The following is a 22222-nucleotide window of genomic DNA, read 5'->3' on the forward strand; positions in this document are numbered from 1 at the left end:
GTCAATCGCGTTTTTTCGGTTTGCGCGGGCCGCGTTTGACCACTTCTTCCAACCGGCCCGCATAGACCGCGCGTTCCTGATCGTTCATCGCCGAGACCTGCGCCAGCCATTGCTGATGCAGCGCCTGCTGCAGATCCGCAGTGGCGCGGGCCTGCTGCGTCAGCAGCGCCTCGACCGCGACCGGATCAAAAGGAACGGCGCGTAGCGCCTGGCTCAGCGCGCCGAAATCCTCTTTGCGACGGTGAGAGCCCTTACCGCGCAGGCCCGACAACTCTCCGCGCAGGGCTTTGCGCTCGGATTTGGGCAAGGCGTAATATAGTGCGGGCCCGAAACCGGGCGGCACGCTGACGCGGTCACCGCCTTTGAACCGCAATACGGTCCCGACGACGAGCCCGACCACCAGCAAGTTCAGAGCCAGAGAGACAACCAGCAAAATCGGCATCCATCGACGTTTGGGTGCAGGCGTGTCGGTCATTCCACATCCTCCAGATAGTCATCGTCCAAATTCAGGTCAGCCATCAGATAAGTCGTTTCCGACGACACAAAATACTCGGCCGGATCCGGCAAGAAGGCTGGGGCCGAAAACCCGATCCAGACCCCCGCCGCGCTGGCCGCGACAAGGCCGCCCAGACCCTGCCAACCGCCGATCCCCCGCAGGCGCTGCCGCCACGATGGCGTGGCCTTGGAGCGACGCGCCAGACGCACCGCCTCGGCATCGGTTTCTATGCGGACCGCCAGCGCGTCAGGCAGCACATCACGCGTCGCACGCGCCTGCGCAAACAGATCCTCGAGTTCTGTGTCGTGATCAGCCATGTTCATACCCCAGTTCATCCTTGCGCCCAGCCAGTATCGCCGTCAGAGACCGTTTGCCCCGCGCGGTCAGACTTTCCACCGCCTCGACCGAAATATCCATGATCCCGGCGATCTCGGGATTGGATAGCTCTTCGATATGCCGCAGAACGACCGCCTGCCGTTGCCGGTCCGGTAGCTGGTTCAACGCCTCTTGCAAAGCATCGCGGCGAGCGACCTCCTGCATCTGCTCGATCACGCTTGCTGCACCGTCCTCGGGCTCGGGCGCATTCTCCAAAGGATCAGGCCGTTTCCTGCGCCGCAGGTCCACGCACAGGTTCAGCGTCACGCGATACAGCCAGGTCGAAATCTGCGCCTGCCCCGGCACCCAGCCCGGCGCGATCTTCCACAGGCGCATCATCGCCTCTTGCGTTACATCCTCGGCCTCGGCCCGGTTGCCCAGCATCCGCAAGGCGACCGAATAACAGCGTGGCCCCAGCCGGTCGGTCAGCAGGCGGGCCGCCGTGCCATCGCCATCAGCAAACAGGCCCAGCAACGCCTCGTTGCTGGGCTCGGGCATGGCGAGTGACCCGCCATGCGCCATGTCCGGGTAAGAGGTCAGATCCTCCATCCCGCATCAGTTGTTGTCGGTATCCGACTTCTGGTGCCGCTTGTGCTTGCGGCCCATCCGGTCCTTTGCATCCGCATATTCCTGTTCCGAGATCGACCCGTTGCCATCGGCGTCGATGCGTTCGAACATCTTGGAGGCACGGCGCGGTTTGGGCAATTCATCTTCGCTGAGGAAGCCATCCGCATTTGCATCGTGCTTTTCGAACATCTTCGTCACACGCTCGTTGGCCTTGACCTGGGCCGCCGCCTGCATTTCCTCGACGCTCAGTTGCCCGTCTCCATCGGCATCGGCCGAGGTGAACTTCTGCATACGCTGCTCGGTGATCTCGGTCAGCGTCACCTGACCATCGCCGTCGATATCGAGTTCCTCGAAGGTCAGGCGCTTTCCTTTGGCGAAGGCCGAGGTTGCGGTGACCGCAACAGCGGTTCCAACGAGGACTGAGATGAGGTTTGCGTTTTTCATAACATATTTCCCTGATACGCGCGGCCCTGTGCCGCCGCTGATACTGTTCAAACGCGGGGCCGTCCCGTTTCCGTCGCCCGTTGCTCAACTTTTTAGCGCCCTGTTTGAAACAGGCCCGTTTCCTGCTAGGTTGCGGGATGCCGCCGCAAAGCGACGCACCCCCTTTCCCGAAGGGCCCGGCCTGGCCTATATCGCCTCAGGACAAACGCGCGAGATTCAAATGACTGATCAGACCATCGATTCCACGATCGAGGAAGACCGCCCGACCAAACCCGCCCTGATCCGGGGGTTTCGGTGCAAATGCCCGAACTGTGGCGAGGGCAAACTGCTGCACAGCTATCTCAAGGTGAACGACGCGTGCTCGCAATGCGGGCAAGAGCTGTTTCATCATCGCGCCGATGATGGCCCGGCCTATCTGACGATCCTGATCGTCGGGCACCTGCTGGCGCCCGCACTGCATGTGTCTTACGTGCATTGGCGGCCTGATCCGTGGACCATGGCCATCGCGTTCTCGGTCGGCTGCGTGGCGCTGTCGCTATATCTGCTGCCCCGCCTCAAGGGCGCGGTTGTGGCCTATCAATGGGCGCGCCGGATGCACGGGTTCGGCAAAACCGCATGAGTGCGGACAAAACCGCCATTCGCAACGCCGCCACGGTGATTGTCCTACGGGACAGGCTGGGTGATCCGTCGATCCTGATGGGGCAACGGGGGGCCAATGCGGCCTTCATGCCGAACAAATTTGTCTTTCCCGGCGGCGCGGTCGATCCGGCGGACGCAGATGTGCCCCTGGCGTCTCAACTGCCCGATCTGTGCACCGACCGCCTGTCGCAGCAGTCTCAGGCCGGGCTGCAAAACGCGCTGGCCGCCGCCGCGATCCGCGAGTTGTGGGAGGAAACCGGGTTGATCCTGGGACAACCCGGCGCGTGGCAGGGCAATGTGCCGACGGATTGGCAGAGCTTTGCTGAAATGGGGTTTGTTCCCTCGGCGTCGGCGCTGCAATTCGTGTTCCGCGCCGTCACTCCGCCCGGGCGGCCCCGTCGGTTCGATGCTCGGTTTTTTCTGGTCGATGCCGACGAAATTCAGGGCGATCTGGATGATTTTACCCATGCCTCGGATGAGCTGTCTCATCTGCAATGGGTGAAAATCCGACAGGCCCGCGAATACGATCTGCCCTTCATAACCGAGGTCGTGCTAGCCGAAATCGCCGCCCGCGCGGCAGACCCGAACCCGCCGGAAACCGTGCCATTCTTTCTGAATAACGAAGAGGCCAGCCTGTTCCTGCAGCTTCGGGGCTATCCCATGCCTTATGCGGATTAGCGCATCCGGCTGACCACCACGGTAACTTCGGGCTTTTTGCCAATCTCGGCCTGCGCGGTCTGACGCGCGATCCGGCGCAAGCCCTCTTCCAGCTTGTCATCGTCGCGCAGGGTCTTGGCTCCGGCCCGCATCAGAAACTGATTGAGGTCTTCTTCCAGAACCTCGACCAGCCCAGCACGGGACGAGCCCATCTCGGGCAGGCCCATGGTGTCGCACCAAGGCTCACCCAGCGGTTCATCCTCTTCATCCAGAATGACCGTGATGGTGATGTGGCCGTTCAGCGCCATGCGGATGCGGTCGCGCACAACCCCGTCCAGCGCACCAATCTTCACCGAGCCATCCAGATAGGTTCGACCGGTTTCAACATAGTCCGTCACCTTAGGCGCGTTACCGGTCAGGTCCAGCATGGTGCCGTTCAAGGCCAGTATCCCGGTGCGTCCGCCCGCCTCAGCCAGCTTGGCATGTTCGCGCAGATGGCGGTGTTCGCCATGCATCGGTATCACCATCTGAGGGTCAACCAACGCATGGATCCTCTCCAGATCGGGCCGGTTGGCGTGGCCCGAAACGTGATAGAGGCCCGAGCTGTCGTCGACCACATCAACCCCTTTTTCGCTAAGCTGGTTGATGATGCGGATCACGCCCCGCTCATTACCGGGGATGGTTTTGGACGAGAACAGGAACAGATCGCCCTCTTTCGCCTCAAGTCCGCGATATTTGCCCCGCGCCAGTTGCGCGCTGGCCGCGCGGCGTTCGCCCTGACTGCCGGTGACAATCAGCATCAGGTTCTGGCGCGGCACGTCGACGGCTTCTTCAGCGCTGATGACCTTTGGAAAATCTGTCAGGATACCGGTCTCGGTCGCCGCCTCAATCATCCGCCGCATCGCCCGCCCGAGCAACACAACCGACCGCCCGGCCCTCTGCCCGGCTTCAGCCAGCGTCTTCACTCGTGCCACGTTCGACGCAAAGGTCGTGGCGATCACCATCCCGCTGGCCTCTTGCACCAGACGGGTGATCTCGGGCCCGACTTCGGATTCCGAGCGTCCGGGATGGGCCGAGAACACATTGGTGCTGTCGCAAACCAGCGCTTTGACGCCCGGCTTGGCAACCTCTGCCCAGAGGTCAGGGTCAAACGCCTCACCCACCACCGGGTCGGCGTCCAGTTTGAAGTCACCCGAATGCACAACGCGGCCTGCGGGCGTGTCGATCACCAGACCGGCACTTTCAGGGATCGAGTGAGACACCGGCAGGAAACCTACGGTGAACGGCCCCGCCTCGATCTGCTCGGGCCACGGAGATGCGGTTTGCACGGCCTCGGTCGGGTGGCCGTGCTCGTCCATCTTGCGGCGCGCGATGTTGGCGGTGAAGGCCCGAGCATAGATCGGTGCGCCCAACGCCTCATAGCAATGGGCAACCGCGCCGACATGGTCCTCATGCGCGTGGGTGATAAAAACCGCCTCAAGCTGGTCGGCGCGTTCCTTCAACCAAGTGATATCGGCAAAGATCAGGTCGACCCCGGGGGATGTGTCCATATCTGGAAACGCCACCCCCAAATCGACCAGGATCAACCTCTCGGCGCCCGGCTTGCCATAGCCGTAGACATAGGCATTCATGCCAATTTCGCCTGCACCGCCCAGTGGCAGATAAATCAGTCTTTCGCTGCTCATGCGGAGCCAACTTCCTTGTTATGGCGATAGATCACGGTCAGCCCGTGCATCGTCAGATCGTCTTCAATGACATCAAATCCTACATCGGCCTGATCGAACAGAGGGGCCAAGCCCCCGGTGCCGACAACTTTCATCGCCATCCCGAACTCGGCCTTCACCCGTGAGATCAGCCCTTCGATCAGGCCGGAATACCCCCAATACACACCGGATTGGATGCAGCCAACCGTATTTGTGCCAATCACCTTTTCCGGTCGGGTGATATCGATATGCGGCAGGGCGGCCGCGCCTTGATGCAGCGCCTCCAGGCTCAGGTTCACGCCGGGCGCGATGATCCCGCCGACATAGGCCCCGTCGGCGGCGACCACATCGAAATTCGTCGCTGTGCCGAAATCGACCACCACCACGTTGCCGCCATGGCGATCAAAAGCCGCCGCCGCATTGGCCAGACGATCCGGACCGGGCACCGTCCCTTCATCCACGCGGGGATTGACCGGCAGCAGGCAATCGGGCTTGCCCACAACAAGCGGGCGACATCCAAAGAACCGGTCGGCGAAGACCCGAAGGTTGAACACCACGCGCGGCACGGTCGAGGCGATGACGACATCGGTAATCTCGGCCTCGATCCCGTAGTGTTTCACCAGCGTCGAGTACCATGTGAAATAGGCATCCGCCGTGCGCGCATGGTGGGTCGAGGTGCGCAGAGTGCACAGGAACTGCTCGCCATCCCAGATTGAGAAAACGGTGTTCGTGTTGCCGCAATCAATAGCGAGAAGCATCCGCGCCCCTTTCAGAAATACACATCTGCCGCCGGAATGCTGACCCGGCCTTTGGCGGTGTTTAGGACAAGGTTGCCCCCCGCGTCCACCGTTTCAAAGGTCCCCGTGGTTTGGGACGCTCCGGTGCGGGCGGTGATGACCTCGCCCAGACGGGCGGCGCGGGCAAGCCATGCTGTGCGGATCGGTTCGAACCCGTAGGTGGTGAACTGAGCCTCATATTGCGCATAGGCCACGGCCAGTTCGGTCAGAAAATCCTCGGGCGAGACTTGCGCGCCGGTCTCGGACAGCAGGGATACTGGCCGGACCGCGCCCGGTTCCACCTTGTCCGGTGTGGGTGCTTCGGACAGGTTGACCCCGATACCGATGGCCAGATGCGCAACGCCTTGCCCCCGCCCGGTGCTTTCCAGCAGGATACCGGCCAGCTTACCGCCATTCAGCAAAACATCGTTGGGCCATTTCAGAGACAACCCCGCCGCCCGGCCTGTAACCGCTACACAGGCATCAAACAGCGCCAGCGCCGCCACAAAGCTGCGCAAAGCCGCATCCTCGGGGCGGCCATCGGGCCGCATCAGCAGCGTTGCGGCCAAATTGCCGTTGGGATTTTCCCAAGCCCGACCGCGCCGCCCGCGCGCCGCTGTCTGGTGGTGCGCCATGATCCAGACAGGACCTTGCGCCGAGGGTGCAATCCGTGCCGCCTCGTTCAGCGTGCTGTCCACCTGCTGCAGCACATGCAGGCCATACCCTTGGGGCCAGTCGCTCATGCCGGTGATGCGGGATTAATTGACAAGCGTTGCCGCCGCCGCAGCCGCCGCGCCTTCGACGCCGAACTGATAGAACACACCGATCAGCATCAGCGCCGCCGACCCCATCAGTGCGCCCCACAGAACGGGTGGCGAGCGGGTTTCCAGCGGCTCTTCGTTCTCGTCACCGAAATACATATAGAACACGATCCGCAGATAGTAGAACGCACCGATGACCGAGGCGATGGCCGAGACGATCACCAGCCCGATCAGCCCGGCCTGCACACCCGCCTGCCACACGCCCAGCTTGGCGAAAAAGCCCAGCATGGGCGGAACGCCTGCAAGGCTGAACATCAGGATCAGCACAGCCAGAGCCTTGCCCGGGTCCCGTTTCGAGAACTGTCGCAACGCGTCGATGTCAGTGATCGGCTTGCCGTCACGCTCCATCATCAGGATGAAGGCAAAGGTGCCGATATTCATGGTGACGTAGATCGCCAGATACATCAGCATCGCCTTGACGCCCAGTTCGGTGCCCGCCGCCAGACCGATCAGCGCATAGCCCATATGAGCAATCGACGAAAACGCCATCAGCCTTTTGATGTCGCGCTGGCCAATCGCGGCCACAGCACCCAGCAGCATCGACAGAACCGAGAGCAGCACAATCACCTGCTGCCAGTCCTTCACAACACCACCGAACGCATCATGCATCAGCCGCGCAAACAGCGCCATCGCCGCCACTTTGGGCGCGGTTGCAAAGAAGGCGGTGATCGGCGTGGGTGAGCCTTCGTATACGTCCGGCGTCCACATATGGAAGGGCACGGCCGAGACCTTGAAGGCCAGACCTGAGACCATGAAGACCAGACCGAACAGCAGGCCAATCGAGACGTCGCCGTGGTGCACCGTCTGAATGATACCCGAAAACAGCGTGGTGCCGGTGAAGCCGTAGACCAGCGACGCGCCGTACAGCAGCAAACCCGAGCTGAGCGCGCCCAGTACGAAGTATTTCAGACCAGCCTCGGTCGATTTCGCGCTATCGCGCCGCAGGGCGGCCACGACGTAAAGTGACAGCGACTGCAATTCCAAGCCCATATAGAGCGACATCAAATCGCCCGCGCTGACCATCATCATCATGCCCACGGCGGCCAGTGCCACCAGCAGCGGGTATTCGAAGCGCAGCAGGTTGCGGCGGGCCATGTAGTCCTGGCTCATCAGCAGCACGGCGGCGGCTGACAGCAGGATGGCCACCTTGGCAAAGCGCGCGAAACCGTCATCGACGAACATGCCGTTGAAGGCCACGTTTACACCGTCGCCATTCATCGCAATCCAGATTGCCAGCACCGCCATCAAGCCCGACGTCGCCCAGACCAGAACCGGTGCCAGCCCGTCCTTGGTGGTATAGACAGCCCCGATCAGCGCCGCCATCGCATAGATTGCCAGAATGATTTCCGGCAGGATGATTGTCAGATCAGCCTGGATCATGTCTCCAAAGCCTCCTTAGTGCGATGCGACCTGGGTCGCGGCCTCAGCCGCGGCCAGAGCCGTGTCATAGTTCGAAATCAGCGCAGCGGTGGATTGCCCGATCACATCGGTCACCAGCGACGGATAGACACCCAGCAGGATGGTCATAACGATCAGTGGCGCAAAGATCAGACGCTCGCGCGAGCTCATGTCGGTGATGGATTTCAGGCTTTCCTTGATCAGATCGCCAAAGACCACGCGGCGATACAGCCACAGCGCATAACCGGCCGAGAAGATCACCCCCGTCGCAGCCACTGCAGTCACCCATGTGTTCACTTGGAACGCGCCCATCAGGGTCAGGAATTCTCCGATAAACCCGGACGTCCCCGGCAGGCCCACATTGGCCATGGTGAACATCATGAAGACCAGCGCGTATGCAGGCATCCGGATGACCAAGCCACCATAGGCCTCGATATCGCGGGTGTGCATGCGATGATAGATCACGCCGACACACAGGAACAACGCGGCCGAGATGAACCCGTGGCTGAGCATTTGGAAGATCGCGCCGTCAATCCCCTGCTGGTTCGCCGCAAAGATACCCATGGTCACAAAGCCCATATGCGCAACCGAGGAATAGGCGATCAGCTTTTTCATATCCTCCTGCACCAGCGCCACCAGCGAGGTGTAGACAACGGCAATCGCCGACATCCACAGCACCAGATCGGTCATCACAGCCGATCCCACCGGGAACATCGGAAGGCTGAACCGTAGGAAACCATAGCCGCCCATTTTCAGAAGGATTGCCGCCAGCACGACCGAGCCCGCCGTCGGGGCCTGAACGTGCGCATCCGGCAGCCAGGTATGGACAGGCCACATCGGCATCTTCACCGCGAAGGATGCAAAGAAGGCCAGGAACATCAGCGTCTGCATCCCGCCGACGACATAAATGCCCAGAACGCTAAAGCTTTCCGACGAGAACTGATGGCTCATCAGCGCCTCAATATCCGTGGTACCCGCATCGGCATACATGGCAACCATCGCGACCAGCATCAGTACCGAGCCAAGGAAGGTATAGAGGAAGAACTTGAAGCTCGCGTAAATCCGGTTCGCACCGCCCCAGATGCCGATGATCAGGAACATCGGAATCAGACCGGCCTCGAAGAACAGGTAGAACAGCACCAGATCCAGTGCCATGAACACGCCCAGCATTAGCGTTTCCAGCAGCAGGAAGGCGATCATGTATTCCTTGACCCGGTCGGTCACGTTCCAGCTGGCCAGAATGGTCAGCGGCATGATGAAGGTGGTCAGCAGAACGAACAGAACGCTTATCCCGTCCACGCCCATCTTGTATTTCAGGCCCATCAGCCATTCGCCCTCTTCCACCATCTGGAAGCCGGTGTTCGAGGGGTCAAAGCCGGTATAGATGCCGATCGAGACCAGGAAGGTCACGGTCGTCGCCACCAGAGCAACCCATTTGGCGTTGCGCTGCGCCGCTGCATCATCCCCGTGCAGGAACAGCGCCAGAATGGTCGCGGCAATGGCGGGGATGAAGGTGACAATAGATAGGATATTGTCCATTAGTGTGCGCCTCCGCCGATAGACATCCAGGTGACAAGGGCGGCGATGCCCAAGACCATCCAGAAGGCGTAAGTAAAGATGTAACCGGTCTGAGCCTTACCTGCGAGGCGCGTGAAGAAGGGCACCACGCCCATCGCAACCCCGTTCAGGAAGCCGTCGATTGTGTTGCCATCCCCGCGTTTCCACAGGAACCGTCCGACAGCCAGGGTGGGTTTGACAAAGATCGCATCGTAGATTTCGTCAAAGTACCACTTGTTCTTGAGGAACAGGTACAGTGGGCGCTGGTTCTCAGCCAGGCGCGCCGGAAGCGAAGTGTTCACGATATAGAACCAATAGGCCACCACAAAGCCCAGCAGCATGGCGACAAAGGGTGAGACCTTGACCCAGACCGGAGCCGCATGGGCATCGTCCAGAACATGGTTTTCCGGACCCATGTAAATCGCGCCCTCACCCGGCTCACCCACAAAGACATAGTGATGATCGCCATGGGCATCTTTCTCACCATGGCCGTCATCCGCATGGGCGTCACCGTGGTCATCGTCAGCATGGGCATCATGCGCCGTATCTGCCGCGTGGTCTCCGCCCTCGGCGTGTTCCGAGGCCTCAGCGACCGGAATGCCGTAGAACTTGCCGACCTTGTCCGCATGACCAAAGAAGTTGCCGTACCAGATCATCCCGGCAAAAACCGCACCCAGCGACAGAACACCCAGCGGGACCAGCATCGTCATCGGGCTTTCATGCGCATGCTCATGCGTATGTTTGTCGCCTCGCGGTTCGCCATAGAAGGTCAGGAAGATCAGCCGCCAGCTGTAGAACGAGGTGAACATCGCCGCGATCACCAACATCCAGAAGGCATAACCGGTGCCACCCGCAAAAGCGCTCTCGATGATGGCGTCTTTCGACAGGAACCCGGCGAACCCGATATGGGTCAGCGGAATGCCGACACCGGTGATGGCCAGCGTGCCGATCATCATGGCCCAGAACGTGTAGGGGATCTTGGTCCGCAGCCCACCGTATTCAGTCATCTCCTGTTCGTGATGCATCGCGTGGATCACCGAACCGGCCCCAAGGAACAACAGCGCCTTGAAGAACGCGTGCGTCAGCAGGTGGAACATCGCCGCCGAGTACATGCCGACGCCAGCGGCCACGAACATATACCCCAGCTGAGAACAGGTCGAATACGCGATGACGCGCTTGATGTCCGTCTGAACCAGACCGACGGTCGCAGCAAAGAATGCGGTCGATGCGCCAAGGAAGGTGATGAACCCGGTCGCACCCGGAGCGAACTCCATCAGCGGCGACATGCGGCAGACGAGGAACACACCTGCCGTCACCATGGTCGCAGCGTGGATCAGCGCCGACACAGGCGTCGGGCCTTCCATCGCGTCCGGCAACCATGTGTGCAGGATCAACTGCGCCGATTTACCCATCGCGCCGATGAACAGCAGGACGCAGATCACCTCGATGGCGGTCCACTCGCCCCACAGGAAATGCAACTGCGTTTCCGAAAGCGTCGAGGCCGAGGCGAAGATGTCCGAGAAATTGATGCTGTCGGTCAGGAAGAACAGCGCAAAGATACCCAAGGCAAAGCCAAAGTCGCCGACACGGTTGACGATGAACGCCTTCATCGCCGCCGCATTGGCCGACGGCTTGCGATAGTAGAATCCGATAAGCAGGTATGAGGCGACACCCACGCCCTCCCAACCAAAGAACATCTGCACCAGGTTATCCGCCGTCACCAGCATCAGCATGGCGAAGGTGAAGAAGGACAGATAGGCGAAGAAACGCGGTTTATAGCTCTCGCCCTCACGCCATTGCGGGTCGTGATCCATGTAGCCGAAGGAATAGAGGTGAACCAGCGCCGAAACGGTCGTCACCACGATCAGCATGATCGCGGTCAGCCGGTCCAGACGAATAGCCCAGCTTGTCGACAGCGAGCCGCTCTCGATCCAGCGCATGATTTCGATCTGCTGGGTGTGGCCGTCGAAGGACAGGAACACGATCCAGGACAGAAGACAGGCCAGAAACAGCAGGCCCGTCGCGGTCCACATGGCCGCCTTCTCGCCGATAAAGCGCCAGCCGAAACCGCAGATCAGCGCGCCCACCAGCGGGGCAAAGAGGATGGTGGTTTCCATATTCCCTTACCCCTTCATCATATTGACGTCTTCAACCGCGATGGTGCCACGGTTGCGGAAGAAGCAGACCAGAATGGCCAGACCAATCGCCGCCTCGGCCGCCGCCACGGTAAGTACGAACAGCGTGAACACCTGCCCGACCAGATCGCCCAGGAAGCTGGAGAACGCCACGAGGTTGATATTCACCGCCAGCAGCATCAGTTCGATGCTCATCAGCAGGATGATGACGTTCTTGCGGTTCAGGAAGAGACCGAAGATGCCGATGACGAACAGCGTCGCCGCGACCGTAAGATAGTGTTCAAGTCCGATCATAGCTTCGCCTCGCCTTCATCTGAGACAGTTCCCATAGTGCAGAATTTCGTTGGATCGAGTTGCTCATCACGTAAAATTGGATCAGCGCCGATCGCCATGAGGTCGGAGACAACCTCCGTCAGCAATGGTGGAGTGTCGAGGTTGGCGTATTTCTCTCTGAGCACACTCAATTCTGAACTCAGATCAAATTTCAGACTATCTGCACCAGTACCTTCAACAACAACATCTAGAGTTTCACCCGTAGCGCATGACACCACAGTCCAAGAGTATCCGGGGTTTTCACACCCGATCTCTCTCGCAACCCACCAGTCATGAATGCCGGGAATATCAAACCCAAAGGCACCATCGTAACCTGTGCACACTTCCGGTGGCACAGGTTTCGTGTCCGCGTATAACGCCGTAACCGAACCTATGAGCATTGCTGCGGTCATCGTTCGCCTCACAACCCCTGCCCCGGTTTCACGTCCTTCAACTCCATCGCCTTGGCCGGGTCGCGCATCATCTGGCCGATAATGTCCTGACGCTTGATGTCCTTGCGATGGCGCAGCGTCAGCACGATAGCGCCGATCATGGCCACCAGCAGGATCAGGCCCGCCAGCTGGAACAGAAGGAAGTATTGATCATAAAGAATGACGCCGAGCGCCTCGGTGTTATGACGGTCCGCAGGGACCGGCTGCGCCAGATTGGCCGCCGCGCCCTGAGCGCTGTCCCATGCGCCAAAGGCCATGACGAACTGCATCAGAATGACCAGACCGATCAGCAGGGCCAGCGGCATATAGCGCGCCATCTCGGCCTTGAGCTCGGCAAAGTCCACGTCCAGCATCATCACCACGAACAGGAACAGCACCGCGACCGCGCCGACATAGACGATGATCAACAGCATCGCCACGAACTCGGCCCCCAACAGCACGAACAGCCCCGCCGAGGACAGGAAGGACAGGATCAGCCACAGCACCGAATGCACCGGCTGGCGGCTGATCACCGTGAACAGTCCGCCGGTGATGGCGCTGATGGCAAACAGATAGAAGGCAAAGACGGTCATTGATCCTCATCCTCGTTATCGCCCATGACCTCTTGCGCCAGATCCAGCGCGCGGGTCATGGCCGGGATGCCGGCAAAGACCGACATCTGACCGATCGTTTCCACGATCTCTTGTTTCTTTGCGCCCGCCTCCAACGCGTGGCGCACGGTCTGCCGCACCGCCGAATCCGCCTGAGCGCCCTGACAGGTCAGCCCGGCCAGCGTCAGCAGCAGGCGGGTCTTGGCATCCAGCCCGTCGGTGTTGACGGTGTTGCCGAACATCATCTCCATGACCTCTTTGGGCATGGTTGGCCACAGTGCCTCGAACCCCTTGGGCGAGAAATTCTCCATCGCAGGATTCATCGCCTTGGCCATGTCCTGCGCCTGCTTCATCATCAGCTCAAACGGGTTTGTCGGCGTGTCAGTCATCTGTACGGAGCGTCCATTTCCAGATTGCGGGCGATCTCGGCTTCCCAACGTTCGCCGTTGTCCAGCAGTTTTTCCTTGTCGTAGAAAAGCTCCTCGCGGGTCTCCGTGGCGAATTCAAAGTTCGGGCCTTCGACAATGGCATCGACCGGGCATGCTTCCTGACAGAAACCGCAATAGATGCACTTGGTCATGTCGATGTCATACCGTGTTGTCCGGCGGGAGCCGTCTTCGCGCGGTTCGGCGTCGATGGTGATCGCTTGCGCCGGGCAGATCGCTTCGCAGAGTTTGCAGGCGATGCAGCGTTCCTCGCCGTTAGGATATCGGCGCAGCGCGTGTTCCCCACGGAACCGCGGGCTAAGCGGGCCTTTTTCGTGCGGGTAGTTCACGGTGGCCTTGGGGGCGAAGAAATATTTCAGGCCCAGCTTGAATCCGACCCAGAAGTCCTGCAGCAGAAAATACTTGGCGGCGCGGGTATAGTCGATTTGGGTCATGGGTCAGCCTCCTACGCTCCACCGGGCGAAGATGCCCCAGAACCAGTCGAATTTCGCCGCAAAGGCCACGAACACCACCCAGGCCAGCGAGAAGGGCAGAAACACTTTCCAGCCCAGCCGCATCAGCTGGTCATAGCGGTAGCGGGGCGTGATGGCCTTGACCATGGCGAAGATGAAGAAGAAGAACGTCATCTTGCCGACCATCCACAGCACTCCGTCCGGCAGGCCGGGGATCGGCGACAGCCAGCCGCCGAAGAACAGCAGCGTGGTCAGCGCGCACATCAGGAAGATGGCGATGTATTCACCTGCCATGAACAGCAGGAACATGGTGGCCGAGTATTCGACCTGATAGCCCGCAACCAGTTCCGATTCCGCCTCGGGCAGGTCGAACGGTGGGCGGTTGGTCTCGGCCAGCGCCGAGATGAAGAACAGGAAGACCATCGGGAAATGGGGCAGCCAGTACCAGCCGAAGAAACCGTAGCCGGTGTCTTGCGCGCCCACGATGGCTCCGAAATTCATTGATCCGGTCGAGATGATAACGCCGATGATAATCAGGCCGATGGACACCTCGTACGAGATCATCTGCGCAGCCGACCGCAGGGACCCCAGGAACGGGTATTTCGAGTTCGAGGCCCAGCCGCCCATGATGACGCCATAAACCTCAAGTGAGGACACAGCGAAGATATACAAAACCGCCACGTTGAGGTCCGACAGCACCCAGCCATCGTTGAACGGGATCACCGCCCATGCAATCAGCGACAACACGAACGAGGTCAGCGGCGCCAGGATGAATACTGCGCGGTCGGCGCCTGCGGGGATGACCACCTCTTTGACGACATATTTCAGCGCGTCCGCCACCGATTGCAGGATACCGTAAACGCCCACAACGTTGGGGCCGCGGCGCATCTGGACAGCGGCCCAGATCTTACGGTCGCCATAGACGAGAAACAGCAGCGAGATCATCACGAAAGCCACAACAGCCAGCACCTGCGCCAGGATGATGATGGCTATTCCGCCTGGGGTGTTAAAGAAATCAGCCATTTGTCCTCACACCTTGGGTATTCCGATGGCCGCTTTGGGCGGCACGGGCCGGCGCGTTGGTGTAAACAGCATCCGCCGCCCTTGCGCCACCCTTATTCTTCAGTTTCGCACGCAAAACAGGCGCGGCCATCTGCCGCCCAGCCCGGTGCGTTATGGCCCTGCCCCCGCTCATTCCGCCGCAATCTTTTCGGATTTGCGCGCCTGCGCCTGCGCCGACAGCTCGGCCATCAGTTGCGAGGCCCGTGCGATGGGGTTGGTCAGATAGAAATCCTTGATCGTATTGCGGAAGGTGGCCTTGCCCAGAGGGCTAGCGTCCAGCGCCTGCACCTCGTTCTCGATCACCTCGTCGATGCGGGCCAGGTGCGGAACCGCTTCGACCAGTGCGCCGCGCAGCTGCGCCAGCGAGTCGAAGGGCAGCGTAGCACCCAGTTCCGCCGACAGCGCCCGCAGGATGGCCCAGTTTTCCTTGGCCTCACCCGGAGCAAACCCGGCGCGCATCGCCAGCTGGGGGCGGCCTTCGGTGTTTACGAACAGCCCGTTTTCTTCCGTGTAGGCCGCGCCCGGCAGGATCACGTCGGCGCGGTGCGCACCGCGGTCACCATGGCTGCCCTGATAGATCACAAAGGCCCCTTCGCCGATTTCAACCTCATCCGCGCCAAGGTTATAGATCACATCCGCCGCTGACAGCGCGTCCATGCCGCCTTCGTTGGTGGCATCCACATCCATCGCTCCGACGCGCGACGCAGCGGTGTGCAGAACGATCAGCCCGCTTTCGGTATTCGCAGCAACGGCTTGTGCGGCAGCCAGAACGGCTGCACCGTCGGCCTCTTGCAGCGCGCCCTGCCCGACGATGACCAGCGAGCGCTTGCCCTTGATCTCATCGTCACCGCCCATATCAACAACTTGCTGCAGCGCCGAACGGTCGTCACCGACATGGTGGTAGTCATAGGTCAGATCGACCGCGGGCCCGACCAGAGCCACCTCGGCCCCATGCGCCCAAGCCTTGCGGATGCGCGCGTTCAGCACGGGGGCCTCGTCCCGCGGGTTGGTGCCGATCAGCAGGATGCGTTCAGCGCCATCGATATCTTCGATGGCCGCCGTCCCGGCATAGGCCCCACGGTTGCCAGCGGGCAGCTTCGCGCCGTCGGTGCGGCATTCCACAACACCACCCTGCCCTTCAATCATCTGCTTCAGCGCAAACGCGGCCTCGACCGGAGCCAGATCACCCACGATGCCCGCCGGTTTCTCGGCCCCTTTCAGCGCCTCAGCGGCTTTCGTCAACGCCTCAGGCCATGAGGCCGGGCGCAGCTTGCCGTTTTCGCGCACGTAAGGCCGGTCCAGACGCTGACGACGTAGACCGTCCCAGACAAAGCGTGTCTTGTCACTGATCCATTCCTCGTTCACGCCATCATGGTTACGCGGCAGGAACCGCATCACTTCACGGCCCTTGGTGTCCACGCGGATGTTCGAGCCCAGGGCATCCATCACGTCGATGCTCTCGGTCTTGGTCAGTTCCCACGGGCGCGCAGTGAAGGCATAGGGCTTCGAGGTCAGCGCCCCAACCGGGCACAGATCAATGATGTTGCCCTGCAGGTTCGAATCCAAGGTCTGGTTCAGATACGAGGTGATCTCAGCATCCTCGCCACGACCGGTCTGGCCCATCTGAGTGATCCCGGCCACCTCGGTGGTGAAGCGCACGCAGCGGGTGCAGCTGATGCAGCGGGTCATCGCCGTGCCGACCAGCGGTCCCAAATCCAGATCATCCACCGCCCGCTTGGCTTCCTTGAACCGCGTCCCCGACAAACCATAGGCCATCGCCTGATCCTGCAGGTCGCATTCGCCGCCCTGGTCGCAGATCGGGCAATCCAGCGGGTGGTTGATCAGCAGGAACTCCATCACCCCTTCGCGGGCTTTCTTGACCATGGGCGAGTTCGTCTTGACCTGCGGCGCCTGCCCCTCGGGACCCGGGCGCAGGTCACGCACCTGCATCGCGCAGGATGCGGCGGGCTTGGGCGGGCCGCCCACAACCTCGACCAGACACATCCGGCAGTTCCCGGCAATCGACAGACGCTCGTGATAGCAGAAACGCGGCACCTCGACCCCGGCCTGCTCACATGCCTGGATCAGGGTCATCGCACCATCGACTTCGATTTCCTGCCCGTCGATATTTACCTTGCGGAGGTCAGACATGGTCTAGTTCGCCCTCAAATACACGCCGATGGCGCTGTTTCTTTCAATCTCTTTCCGCCCCAACGTGCAGAAAGAATTGGGATTTTCGTAAGACACACCGTTCTGGGCCAGATACGCCTCGCCTTTGGCGCGCATCCGGTCCTTTTCGGCGTCCGAATCCACATAGGCGCGGATTTCCTTATCCGAATATCCCAGTTTGTTCGCTTTGGACCGCAGATCCCACATCACCCCAATCGCCTTCAGCCGACGCCCGCTGATCGACGGGCAATACTCGGAAATCTCATTTGCGATGGCGATGTAATAGAGCTCGTTGTCGATCTCTTTGACTTCGCGCAAGGGCGGTTTGGCCTCGGCAGCGACCGGAAGGATCAGGGCGGTGGCCAGAGCAAGCGTTTTTACTGCAGACATGGGGTTTCCTTTCGTCTTGGGTTCCCCAAGACGCGCCCCATCGGCGCTGCTAGGCAATAGCGCCCGGCCCGTTGGCCCGTGATATCCGATAACGCGGCTCATGGGCGTTGACAGGTCCCCGCAAAGGTCAGTTGATCCTTTTCGATCCGCAGCTTCTGCGGCTCGGTATCCGGGCCCACCTTCCACTTGATCCGCGAGGATCCAAAATTCTGCACGCAGAACTTGATGCCCTCATGCCGGCCAGCCTCGCGCGCACCGTCAAGTGACGCGGACACGTCCTTAACCGTCACTGTGAAATCGGTGGGCGACACCTTCTTGTCGACCTGCTTGGCAGAGGCGCGGAAGAACTTGCCGTCAAAGGCGACGCGCGTGCTGCTGGACGGGGCATCACCACAGGCGGCGATCAGCGAGACCGCAGCCAGAGGCAGAAGAAGCGACTTTGGTACCGGCATCATTCCCCCCTCAGAACGCGGCCACAAAGGACATGAGGCCCAGCACAACCATGCAGGCCCAGCCGACCACATAAAAAACCGACCGCACCCCGCTATGCGGTTGACCCAGCCCCCGCAGATGGATCACCAGCATCACAACCCGCGCAACCAGTGCGAGCGAGGCCAGCAGATTGACCCAGAACGGGCTGACCCCCAGCAGAATGGCCGCAATCGTCACCGCCAGAAATGCCGGCAGCGTTTCCGTGCCGTTCAGATAGGCCCGGTTCAGCCGATAGGCCTTGTCGGCATAGTCCTGATCAGGCGTCGCACCGGGGGCGAGGCCTTTGCCCTGCTTTGCCAACGCCGAAAACGGCGACAGGAACAAGACGATCAGGGTGAAAATCACTACAGACGCAATCGCGTGGCAGTATTCCGCATAGGCTTCCATATCGCTACTCCGCCGCCATCGCGCCCATACGGCCCGATTTCTGCGCCTTGATGCGATCTTCGATCTCTTCGCGGAAGTTGCGGATCAGGCCCTGGATCGGCCAGGCTGCCGCATCACCCAACGCACAGATCGTATGACCTTCGACCTGTTTGGTTACGTCGAACAGCATGTCGATCTCTTCCAGTTCCGCCTCGCCGCGCACCAGACGGTCCATCACGCGCATCATCCAGCCGGTGCCTTCGCGGCACGGCGTACACTGACCGCAGCTTTCGTGCTTGTAGAATTTCGACAGCCGCCAGATCGCCTTGATGATATCTGTGGACTTGTCCATCACGATCACCGCCGCCGTGCCCAGACCGGAGCCCAGCTCTCCGCGCAGATAGTCGAAATCCATGATCGCATCGCGCATGTTCTCACCGCGCACGCACGGCACGGACGAGCCACCTGGGATCACAGCCAGCAGATTGTCCCAGCCGCCGCGAATGCCGCCGCAATGGGTTTCGATCAGGTCCTCGAAGGAAATCGACATCGCCTCTTCGACGACACAGGGGTTGTTCACATGGCCCGAGATCGCAAACAGCTTGGTGCCCGCATTGTTCTGACGGCCAAAGCCCGCGAACCAGTCCGCGCCCCGGCGCAGGATCGTCGGCACAACGGCAATCGATTCCACGTTGTTCACCGTGGTCGGGCAACCATACAGCCCCGCCCCCGCCGGGAACGGAGGTTTCATCCGCGGCATACCCTTCTTGCCCTCAAGGCTTTCGATCAGGGCGGTTTCCTCACCGCAGATATAGGCGCCTGCCCCGTGATGCAGGAACAGGTCGAAATCCCAGCCCGAGCCAGCGGCGTTCTTGCCCAACAGGCCCGCATCATAAGCCTCGTCAATCGCGGCCTGCAGCGCCTCACGCTCGCGGATATATTCGCCGCGGATGTAGATATAGCAGGTATGCGCGTTCATCGCGAAAGAGGCGATCAGGCAGCCCTCGATCAGCGTGTGCGGATCATGGCGCATGATCTCGCGGTCTTTGCAAGTGCCGGGCTCGGATTCATCCGCGTTCACCACCAGATAAGCCGGACGTCCATCGCTTTCCTTGGGCATGAACGACCATTTCAGGCCGGTCGGGAACCCCGCCCCGCCGCGACCGCGCAGACCGGAATCCTTCATCGTCTGGATGATCCAGTCGCGGCCCTTTTCGATCAGGCCAGCGGTGCCGTCCCAGTGCCCCCGGGCCTGCGCCCCCCGCAGGCTGCGCTCATGCATCCCGTAGATGTTGGTAAAGATCCGGTCCTGATCCTTCAGCATCGCTTACCCTCAGCTCTCCTGACGCATACGCCAGAGTTGAAATATGTTGACGCCCGCATAGATGAATCCTGCCAGAGCGGCAAAATCAAACAGCAGCGCATGGCGTGCCGTCAGCTCCAATGCGGGGCCGATGAACAGGTTCATGGCAAGCCAGATCACCATCGTCACGGCGATGACGATGCCGATATGACGGCCCTTGCGGGCTATGGCCAGTTCCTTGTCCTTGTCCATCTCATCCCGATGCCCCGGACGGGCACCCGTTTAGTCCTCGTAAGTGCCGTCTTCCTTGGCACGTTTGGCGAATTCGGTCTCTTCCCCGGCGGCCAGCTTGGCAGCCTGTTCGATCCAGCCGTCGCGCTCGATCCGGCCCTTGAACTTCAGCCGCGCATCGACCCAGGCCACCTGTTCCGGCGTCCATTTGGCGATCTGGTCATAGTGGTAAAAGCCCAGCCCGTTCAGGGTTTCTTCCAGCTTCGGCCCCACACCTTTCAGCATCTTGAGGTCATCCGCCTTGCCATCCCGCGCAGCGGTCAGCGTTTCAGGCTGCGTCTCCTTCGCCTCAGCCGCCTGTTTCGCCGCAGGTTTGCCCTGCGCCGGAGCCTTGGGCGGTTTCGGAGCGGCCTTCGTCGCAGCAGCCTTGCCATCCTTGCCCAGCCACGGGGTCAGGATCGGCACCTCGGTCCCGTCGATGCGCTTGACGGTGTCGCCCAGATCAGTCGCCAGTTGCACGCTGGCATTATACTGGGTCTTGCCACTGTCATGCTCGGTCAGGCTGGACAGGCCTTTCAGCGGTTCTGCCCCATAGCGCCCGTTCTGCGGCCCCGGAACCGGAACCTTGCCCGCCACCAGATCGTCGAGGATCTTGCCAAAGCTCTCGGCGGTCAGATCCTCGTAGTAATCTTTACCGATCTGCGCCATCGGTGCGTTGGTGCAAGAGCCGAGGCATTCCACCTCTTCCCAGCTCAGCTTGCCATCGGCTGACAGCTCATGCGGCTTGGCGGCGATCTTGTCCTTGCAGACCGCGATCAGGTCCTCGGCCCCGCAAATCATGCAGGAGGTCGTACCGCAGACCTGAATATGCGCCACCGATCCAACCGGTTGCAGCTGGAACATGAAGTAGAACGAGGCGACCTCGAGCACGCGGATATAGGCCATGCCCAGCATGTCGGCGACGGATTCAATCGCCGGACGGGACAGCCAGCCCTCCTGCTCCTGCGCGCGCCACAGCAGAGGAATCACCGCGCTGGCCTGACGACCTTCGGGGTATTTGGTGATCTGCGCTTCGGCCCATTGCTGATTGGCAGCGGTGAAGGCAAAGGCTTCGGGTTGTTCGGGGTGAAGACGGCGGAGCATTAGCGGTCAATCTCTCCAAATACGACGTCCATCGTGCCGATGATGGCGGCGACGTCGGCCAGTTGGTGGCCTTTGGCCACGTGGTCCATGGCTTGCAGGTGCAGATAGCCCGGCGCGCGCAGTTTGGCGCGGTAGGGTTTGTTGGTCCCGTCGGCGACCAGATAGACGCCGAACTCGCCCTTGGGGGCCTCGACGGCGGCATAAACCTCGCCGGCGGGGACGTGGAAGCCTTCGGTATACAGCTTGAAGTGATGGATCAGGCTTTCCATCGAGGTCTTCATGTCCGAGCGTTTCGGCGGGGTGATCTTGCCGCGCGCCAGAACGTCGCCCGGGCATTCGCGGATTTTGGCGATGGCCTGACGGATGATCAGCAGCGACTGACGCATCTCTTCCATGCGGACCAGATAGCGGTCATAGCAATCACCGTTTTTACCGACGGGGATCTGGAATTCGAACTCGTCATAGCATTCGTAGGGCTGCGCGCGGCGCAGGTCCCAGGCCAGACCCGACCCGCGCACCATCACACCCGAGAAGCCGTATTTCTGGATGTCATCTTCGGTCACGATGCCGATATCGGCGTTGCGTTGCTTGAAGATACGGTTCTCGGTCAGCAGCCCGTCAATGTCATCCATGACCGCAGGGAACTCGTGGCTCCACGCCTCGATATCGTCCAGCAGTTCCGGCGGCAGGTCCTGATGCACACCACCGGGGCGGAAGTAAGCGGCGTGCAGGCGGGCACCACAGGCCCGTTCATAGAACACCATCAGCTTTTCGCGTTCCTCGAACCCCCAGAGCGGCGGCGTCAGCGCGCCCACGTCCATAGCCTGCGTGGTGATATTCAGCAGGTGGTTCAGAATGCGCCCGATCTCGGAGTACAGAACCCGGATCAGCGAGCCGCGGCGCGGCACTTCGACACCGGTCAGCTTTTCGATGGCCAGACACCAGGCGTGCTCCTGGTTCATCGGAGCCACGTAATCCAGACGGTCGAAATACGGCAGGTTCTGCAGGTACGTCCGGCTTTCCATCAGCTTTTCGGTACCACGGTGCAGCAAGCCGATATGCGGATCGCAGCGCTCGACGATCTCACCGTCCAGCTCAAGCACCATCCGCAAAACACCATGCGCCGCAGGGTGTTGCGGGCCAAAGTTGATGTTGAAATTGCGGATCTTCTGTTCTCCGCTCAGCGCGTCCGTGCTGCCGTCATCGTATCTTGAGCCGTCCATCAACGCCCTCGTTTCTTCTTTGC

Annotated in this window: 26 protein-coding genes; 2 read left to right on the plus strand and 24 right to left on the minus strand. The window is 60.9% G+C overall.

Translation table 11 applies throughout. From position 1 onward, the window contains the following. Nucleotide 1 precedes the first annotated feature (1 nt). Genes ACR0J1_RS03890 through ACR0J1_RS03905 form a run of 4 tightly spaced genes read right to left on the minus strand, consistent with a single transcriptional unit; the run spans nt 2 to nt 1882 of the window. Entirely contained in the window at nt 2-475 is a 474-nt protein-coding gene (locus tag ACR0J1_RS03890; RefSeq protein ID WP_480730673.1) for a periplasmic heavy metal sensor, read from the minus strand. Next, nucleotides 472-813: a hypothetical protein gene (locus ACR0J1_RS03895; RefSeq protein WP_480730675.1), complete on the minus strand. Its 342-nt coding sequence runs from the start codon at nt 811-813 to the stop codon at nt 472-474. Before ACR0J1_RS03895 ends, ACR0J1_RS03890 begins: the two co-directional genes overlap by 4 nt. Then, nucleotides 806-1420, minus strand: coding sequence for an RNA polymerase sigma factor (locus ACR0J1_RS03900; RefSeq protein ID WP_480730677.1), 615 nt, complete (start codon nt 1418-1420; stop codon nt 806-808). Before ACR0J1_RS03900 ends, ACR0J1_RS03895 begins: the two co-directional genes overlap by 8 nt. A gap of 6 nt (nt 1421-1426) precedes the next feature. After that, a complete protein-coding gene (locus ACR0J1_RS03905) occupies nt 1427-1882 on the minus strand; it encodes an EF-hand domain-containing protein (protein WP_480730678.1) in 456 nt (151 codons plus the stop codon). A gap of 220 nt (nt 1883-2102) precedes the next feature. On the opposite strand from ACR0J1_RS03905, the gene ACR0J1_RS03910 reads away from it, so the two are divergent. Together ACR0J1_RS03910 and ACR0J1_RS03915 are read left to right on the plus strand one after the other, a co-directional pair. Beyond that, nucleotides 2103-2501 (plus strand): DUF983 domain-containing protein, encoded by a 399-nt coding sequence (locus ACR0J1_RS03910; RefSeq protein WP_480730680.1) that lies wholly within the window; start codon nt 2103-2105, stop codon nt 2499-2501. Then, entirely contained in the window at nt 2498-3199 is a 702-nt protein-coding gene (locus tag ACR0J1_RS03915) for an NUDIX hydrolase (RefSeq protein ID WP_480730682.1), read from the plus strand. The genes ACR0J1_RS03910 and ACR0J1_RS03915 overlap by 4 nt, the downstream gene beginning before the upstream one ends. Here the strand turns inward: ACR0J1_RS03915 and ACR0J1_RS03920 are convergent. The 20 genes from ACR0J1_RS03920 to ACR0J1_RS04015 all read right to left on the minus strand — a co-directional run bounded on the left by ACR0J1_RS03920 (nt 3196) and on the right by ACR0J1_RS04015 (nt 22199). Further along, entirely contained in the window at nt 3196-4863 is a 1668-nt protein-coding gene (locus tag ACR0J1_RS03920; protein ID WP_480730684.1) for a ribonuclease J, read from the minus strand. The two genes, ACR0J1_RS03915 and ACR0J1_RS03920, sit on opposite strands and share 4 nt — an antisense overlap. Next, on the minus strand, nt 4860-5639 hold the full coding sequence (locus ACR0J1_RS03925; RefSeq protein WP_480730686.1) for a type III pantothenate kinase: 780 nt from the start codon (nt 5637-5639) through the stop codon (nt 4860-4862). The genes ACR0J1_RS03920 and ACR0J1_RS03925 overlap by 4 nt, the downstream gene beginning before the upstream one ends. An 11-nt stretch (nt 5640-5650) precedes the next feature. Continuing rightward, nucleotides 5651-6400 (minus strand): biotin--[acetyl-CoA-carboxylase] ligase, encoded by a 750-nt coding sequence (locus ACR0J1_RS03930; protein ID WP_480730688.1) that lies wholly within the window; start codon nt 6398-6400, stop codon nt 5651-5653. A 15-nt stretch (nt 6401-6415) separates the two neighbouring features. After that, nucleotides 6416-7858 carry an NADH-quinone oxidoreductase subunit NuoN gene (gene nuoN, locus ACR0J1_RS03935; protein WP_480730690.1) on the minus strand — a complete coding sequence of 481 codons (1443 nt, stop codon included), beginning with the start codon at nt 7856-7858 and terminating at the stop codon, nt 6416-6418. Between the two features lie 15 nt (nt 7859-7873). Then, complete coding sequence (locus ACR0J1_RS03940) at nt 7874-9415, minus strand: NADH-quinone oxidoreductase subunit M (protein ID WP_480730692.1); 1542 nt, start codon at nt 9413-9415, stop codon at nt 7874-7876. Continuing rightward, nucleotides 9415-11550 carry an NADH-quinone oxidoreductase subunit L gene (nuoL, locus tag ACR0J1_RS03945; RefSeq protein ID WP_480730694.1) on the minus strand — a complete coding sequence of 712 codons (2136 nt, stop codon included), beginning with the start codon at nt 11548-11550 and terminating at the stop codon, nt 9415-9417. Before nuoL ends, ACR0J1_RS03940 begins: the two co-directional genes overlap by 1 nt. Nucleotides 11551-11556: 6 nt before the next feature. Beyond that, entirely contained in the window at nt 11557-11862 is a 306-nt protein-coding gene (gene nuoK / locus ACR0J1_RS03950) for an NADH-quinone oxidoreductase subunit NuoK (protein WP_005984024.1), read from the minus strand. Beyond that, nucleotides 11859-12293: a hypothetical protein gene (locus tag ACR0J1_RS03955; RefSeq protein WP_480730696.1), complete on the minus strand. Its 435-nt coding sequence runs from the start codon at nt 12291-12293 to the stop codon at nt 11859-11861. Before ACR0J1_RS03955 ends, nuoK begins: the two co-directional genes overlap by 4 nt. Nucleotides 12294-12301: 8 nt before the next feature. Continuing rightward, on the minus strand, nt 12302-12904 hold the full coding sequence (locus tag ACR0J1_RS03960) for an NADH-quinone oxidoreductase subunit J (protein ID WP_480730698.1): 603 nt from the start codon (nt 12902-12904) through the stop codon (nt 12302-12304). Further along, nucleotides 12901-13311: a carboxymuconolactone decarboxylase family protein gene (locus ACR0J1_RS03965; protein ID WP_480730700.1), complete on the minus strand. Its 411-nt coding sequence runs from the start codon at nt 13309-13311 to the stop codon at nt 12901-12903. The genes ACR0J1_RS03960 and ACR0J1_RS03965 overlap by 4 nt, the downstream gene beginning before the upstream one ends. Beyond that, nucleotides 13308-13802 carry an NADH-quinone oxidoreductase subunit NuoI gene (gene nuoI, locus ACR0J1_RS03970; RefSeq protein WP_170532308.1) on the minus strand — a complete coding sequence of 165 codons (495 nt, stop codon included), beginning with the start codon at nt 13800-13802 and terminating at the stop codon, nt 13308-13310. The genes ACR0J1_RS03965 and nuoI overlap by 4 nt, the downstream gene beginning before the upstream one ends. A gap of 3 nt (nt 13803-13805) precedes the next feature. Continuing rightward, nucleotides 13806-14843: an NADH-quinone oxidoreductase subunit NuoH gene (nuoH, locus tag ACR0J1_RS03975; RefSeq protein WP_480730702.1), complete on the minus strand. Its 1038-nt coding sequence runs from the start codon at nt 14841-14843 to the stop codon at nt 13806-13808. Nucleotides 14844-15011: 168 nt separating this feature from the next. Next, a complete protein-coding gene (nuoG, locus tag ACR0J1_RS03980; RefSeq protein WP_480730704.1) occupies nt 15012-17033 on the minus strand; it encodes an NADH-quinone oxidoreductase subunit NuoG in 2022 nt (673 codons plus the stop codon). 3 nt (nt 17034-17036) lie between these two features. After that, nucleotides 17037-17441, minus strand: coding sequence for a DUF5333 domain-containing protein (locus ACR0J1_RS03985; RefSeq protein WP_480730706.1), 405 nt, complete (start codon nt 17439-17441; stop codon nt 17037-17039). Nucleotides 17442-17539: 98 nt separating this feature from the next. Further along, on the minus strand, nt 17540-17893 hold the full coding sequence (locus tag ACR0J1_RS03990) for a hypothetical protein (RefSeq protein ID WP_480730708.1): 354 nt from the start codon (nt 17891-17893) through the stop codon (nt 17540-17542). 10 nt (nt 17894-17903) lie between these two features. Continuing rightward, complete coding sequence (locus tag ACR0J1_RS03995) at nt 17904-18320, minus strand: MAPEG family protein (RefSeq protein WP_480730710.1); 417 nt, start codon at nt 18318-18320, stop codon at nt 17904-17906. A gap of 4 nt (nt 18321-18324) precedes the next feature. Next, nucleotides 18325-19623 (minus strand): NADH-quinone oxidoreductase subunit NuoF, encoded by a 1299-nt coding sequence (gene nuoF / locus ACR0J1_RS04000; RefSeq protein WP_480730712.1) that lies wholly within the window; start codon nt 19621-19623, stop codon nt 18325-18327. 9 nt (nt 19624-19632) lie between these two features. Continuing rightward, nucleotides 19633-19854 (minus strand): DUF5337 domain-containing protein, encoded by a 222-nt coding sequence (locus tag ACR0J1_RS04005; protein WP_480531382.1) that lies wholly within the window; start codon nt 19852-19854, stop codon nt 19633-19635. 30 nt (nt 19855-19884) lie between these two features. After that, nucleotides 19885-20976: an NADH-quinone oxidoreductase subunit NuoE gene (gene nuoE, locus ACR0J1_RS04010; protein ID WP_480730714.1), complete on the minus strand. Its 1092-nt coding sequence runs from the start codon at nt 20974-20976 to the stop codon at nt 19885-19887. After that, entirely contained in the window at nt 20976-22199 is a 1224-nt protein-coding gene (locus ACR0J1_RS04015; RefSeq protein ID WP_480730716.1) for an NADH-quinone oxidoreductase subunit D, read from the minus strand. The genes nuoE and ACR0J1_RS04015 overlap by 1 nt, the downstream gene beginning before the upstream one ends. Between the last annotated feature and the right edge of the window lie 23 nt (nt 22200-22222).

It is taken from the genome of Ruegeria sp. CJ3, from assembly GCF_056536725.1.

Coding starts and splice junctions, on each gene's coding strand:
- nuoE (WP_480730714.1), bottom strand. CDS start 20,976: ATGCTCCGCCGTCTTCACCCCGAACAACCCGAAGCCTTTGCCTTCACC.
- ACR0J1_RS03990 (WP_480730708.1), bottom strand. CDS start 17,893: ATGCCGGTACCAAAGTCGCTTCTTCTGCCTCTGGCTGCGGTCTCGCTG.
- ACR0J1_RS04015 (WP_480730716.1), bottom strand. CDS start 22,199: ATGGACGGCTCAAGATACGATGACGGCAGCACGGACGCGCTGAGCGGA.
- ACR0J1_RS03890 (WP_480730673.1), bottom strand. CDS start 475: ATGACCGACACGCCTGCACCCAAACGTCGATGGATGCCGATTTTGCTG.
- ACR0J1_RS03985 (WP_480730706.1), bottom strand. CDS start 17,441: ATGTCTGCAGTAAAAACGCTTGCTCTGGCCACCGCCCTGATCCTTCCG.
- ACR0J1_RS03895 (WP_480730675.1), bottom strand. CDS start 813: ATGGCTGATCACGACACAGAACTCGAGGATCTGTTTGCGCAGGCGCGT.
- nuoN (WP_480730690.1), bottom strand. CDS start 7,858: ATGATCCAGGCTGATCTGACAATCATCCTGCCGGAAATCATTCTGGCA.
- nuoK (WP_005984024.1), bottom strand. CDS start 11,862: ATGATCGGACTTGAACACTATCTTACGGTCGCGGCGACGCTGTTCGTC.
- nuoG (WP_480730704.1), bottom strand. CDS start 17,033: ATGTCTGACCTCCGCAAGGTAAATATCGACGGGCAGGAAATCGAAGTC.
- ACR0J1_RS03995 (WP_480730710.1), bottom strand. CDS start 18,320: ATGGAAGCCTATGCGGAATACTGCCACGCGATTGCGTCTGTAGTGATT.
- ACR0J1_RS03960 (WP_480730698.1), bottom strand. CDS start 12,904: ATGACCGTCTTTGCCTTCTATCTGTTTGCCATCAGCGCCATCACCGGC.
- ACR0J1_RS03910 (WP_480730680.1), top strand. CDS start 2,103: ATGACTGATCAGACCATCGATTCCACGATCGAGGAAGACCGCCCGACC.
- ACR0J1_RS03930 (WP_480730688.1), bottom strand. CDS start 6,400: ATGAGCGACTGGCCCCAAGGGTATGGCCTGCATGTGCTGCAGCAGGTG.
- ACR0J1_RS04005 (WP_480531382.1), bottom strand. CDS start 19,854: ATGGACAAGGACAAGGAACTGGCCATAGCCCGCAAGGGCCGTCATATC.
- ACR0J1_RS03920 (WP_480730684.1), bottom strand. CDS start 4,863: ATGAGCAGCGAAAGACTGATTTATCTGCCACTGGGCGGTGCAGGCGAA.
- nuoH (WP_480730702.1), bottom strand. CDS start 14,843: ATGGCTGATTTCTTTAACACCCCAGGCGGAATAGCCATCATCATCCTG.
- nuoF (WP_480730712.1), bottom strand. CDS start 19,623: ATGCTGAAGGATCAGGACCGGATCTTTACCAACATCTACGGGATGCAT.
- nuoL (WP_480730694.1), bottom strand. CDS start 11,550: ATGGAAACCACCATCCTCTTTGCCCCGCTGGTGGGCGCGCTGATCTGC.
- ACR0J1_RS03940 (WP_480730692.1), bottom strand. CDS start 9,415: ATGGACAATATCCTATCTATTGTCACCTTCATCCCCGCCATTGCCGCG.
- ACR0J1_RS03965 (WP_480730700.1), bottom strand. CDS start 13,311: ATGACTGACACGCCGACAAACCCGTTTGAGCTGATGATGAAGCAGGCG.
- ACR0J1_RS03915 (WP_480730682.1), top strand. CDS start 2,498: ATGAGTGCGGACAAAACCGCCATTCGCAACGCCGCCACGGTGATTGTC.
- ACR0J1_RS03900 (WP_480730677.1), bottom strand. CDS start 1,420: ATGGAGGATCTGACCTCTTACCCGGACATGGCGCATGGCGGGTCACTC.
- ACR0J1_RS03905 (WP_480730678.1), bottom strand. CDS start 1,882: ATGAAAAACGCAAACCTCATCTCAGTCCTCGTTGGAACCGCTGTTGCG.
- ACR0J1_RS03925 (WP_480730686.1), bottom strand. CDS start 5,639: ATGCTTCTCGCTATTGATTGCGGCAACACGAACACCGTTTTCTCAATC.
- nuoI (WP_170532308.1), bottom strand. CDS start 13,802: ATGACCCAAATCGACTATACCCGCGCCGCCAAGTATTTTCTGCTGCAG.
- ACR0J1_RS03955 (WP_480730696.1), bottom strand. CDS start 12,293: ATGACCGCAGCAATGCTCATAGGTTCGGTTACGGCGTTATACGCGGAC.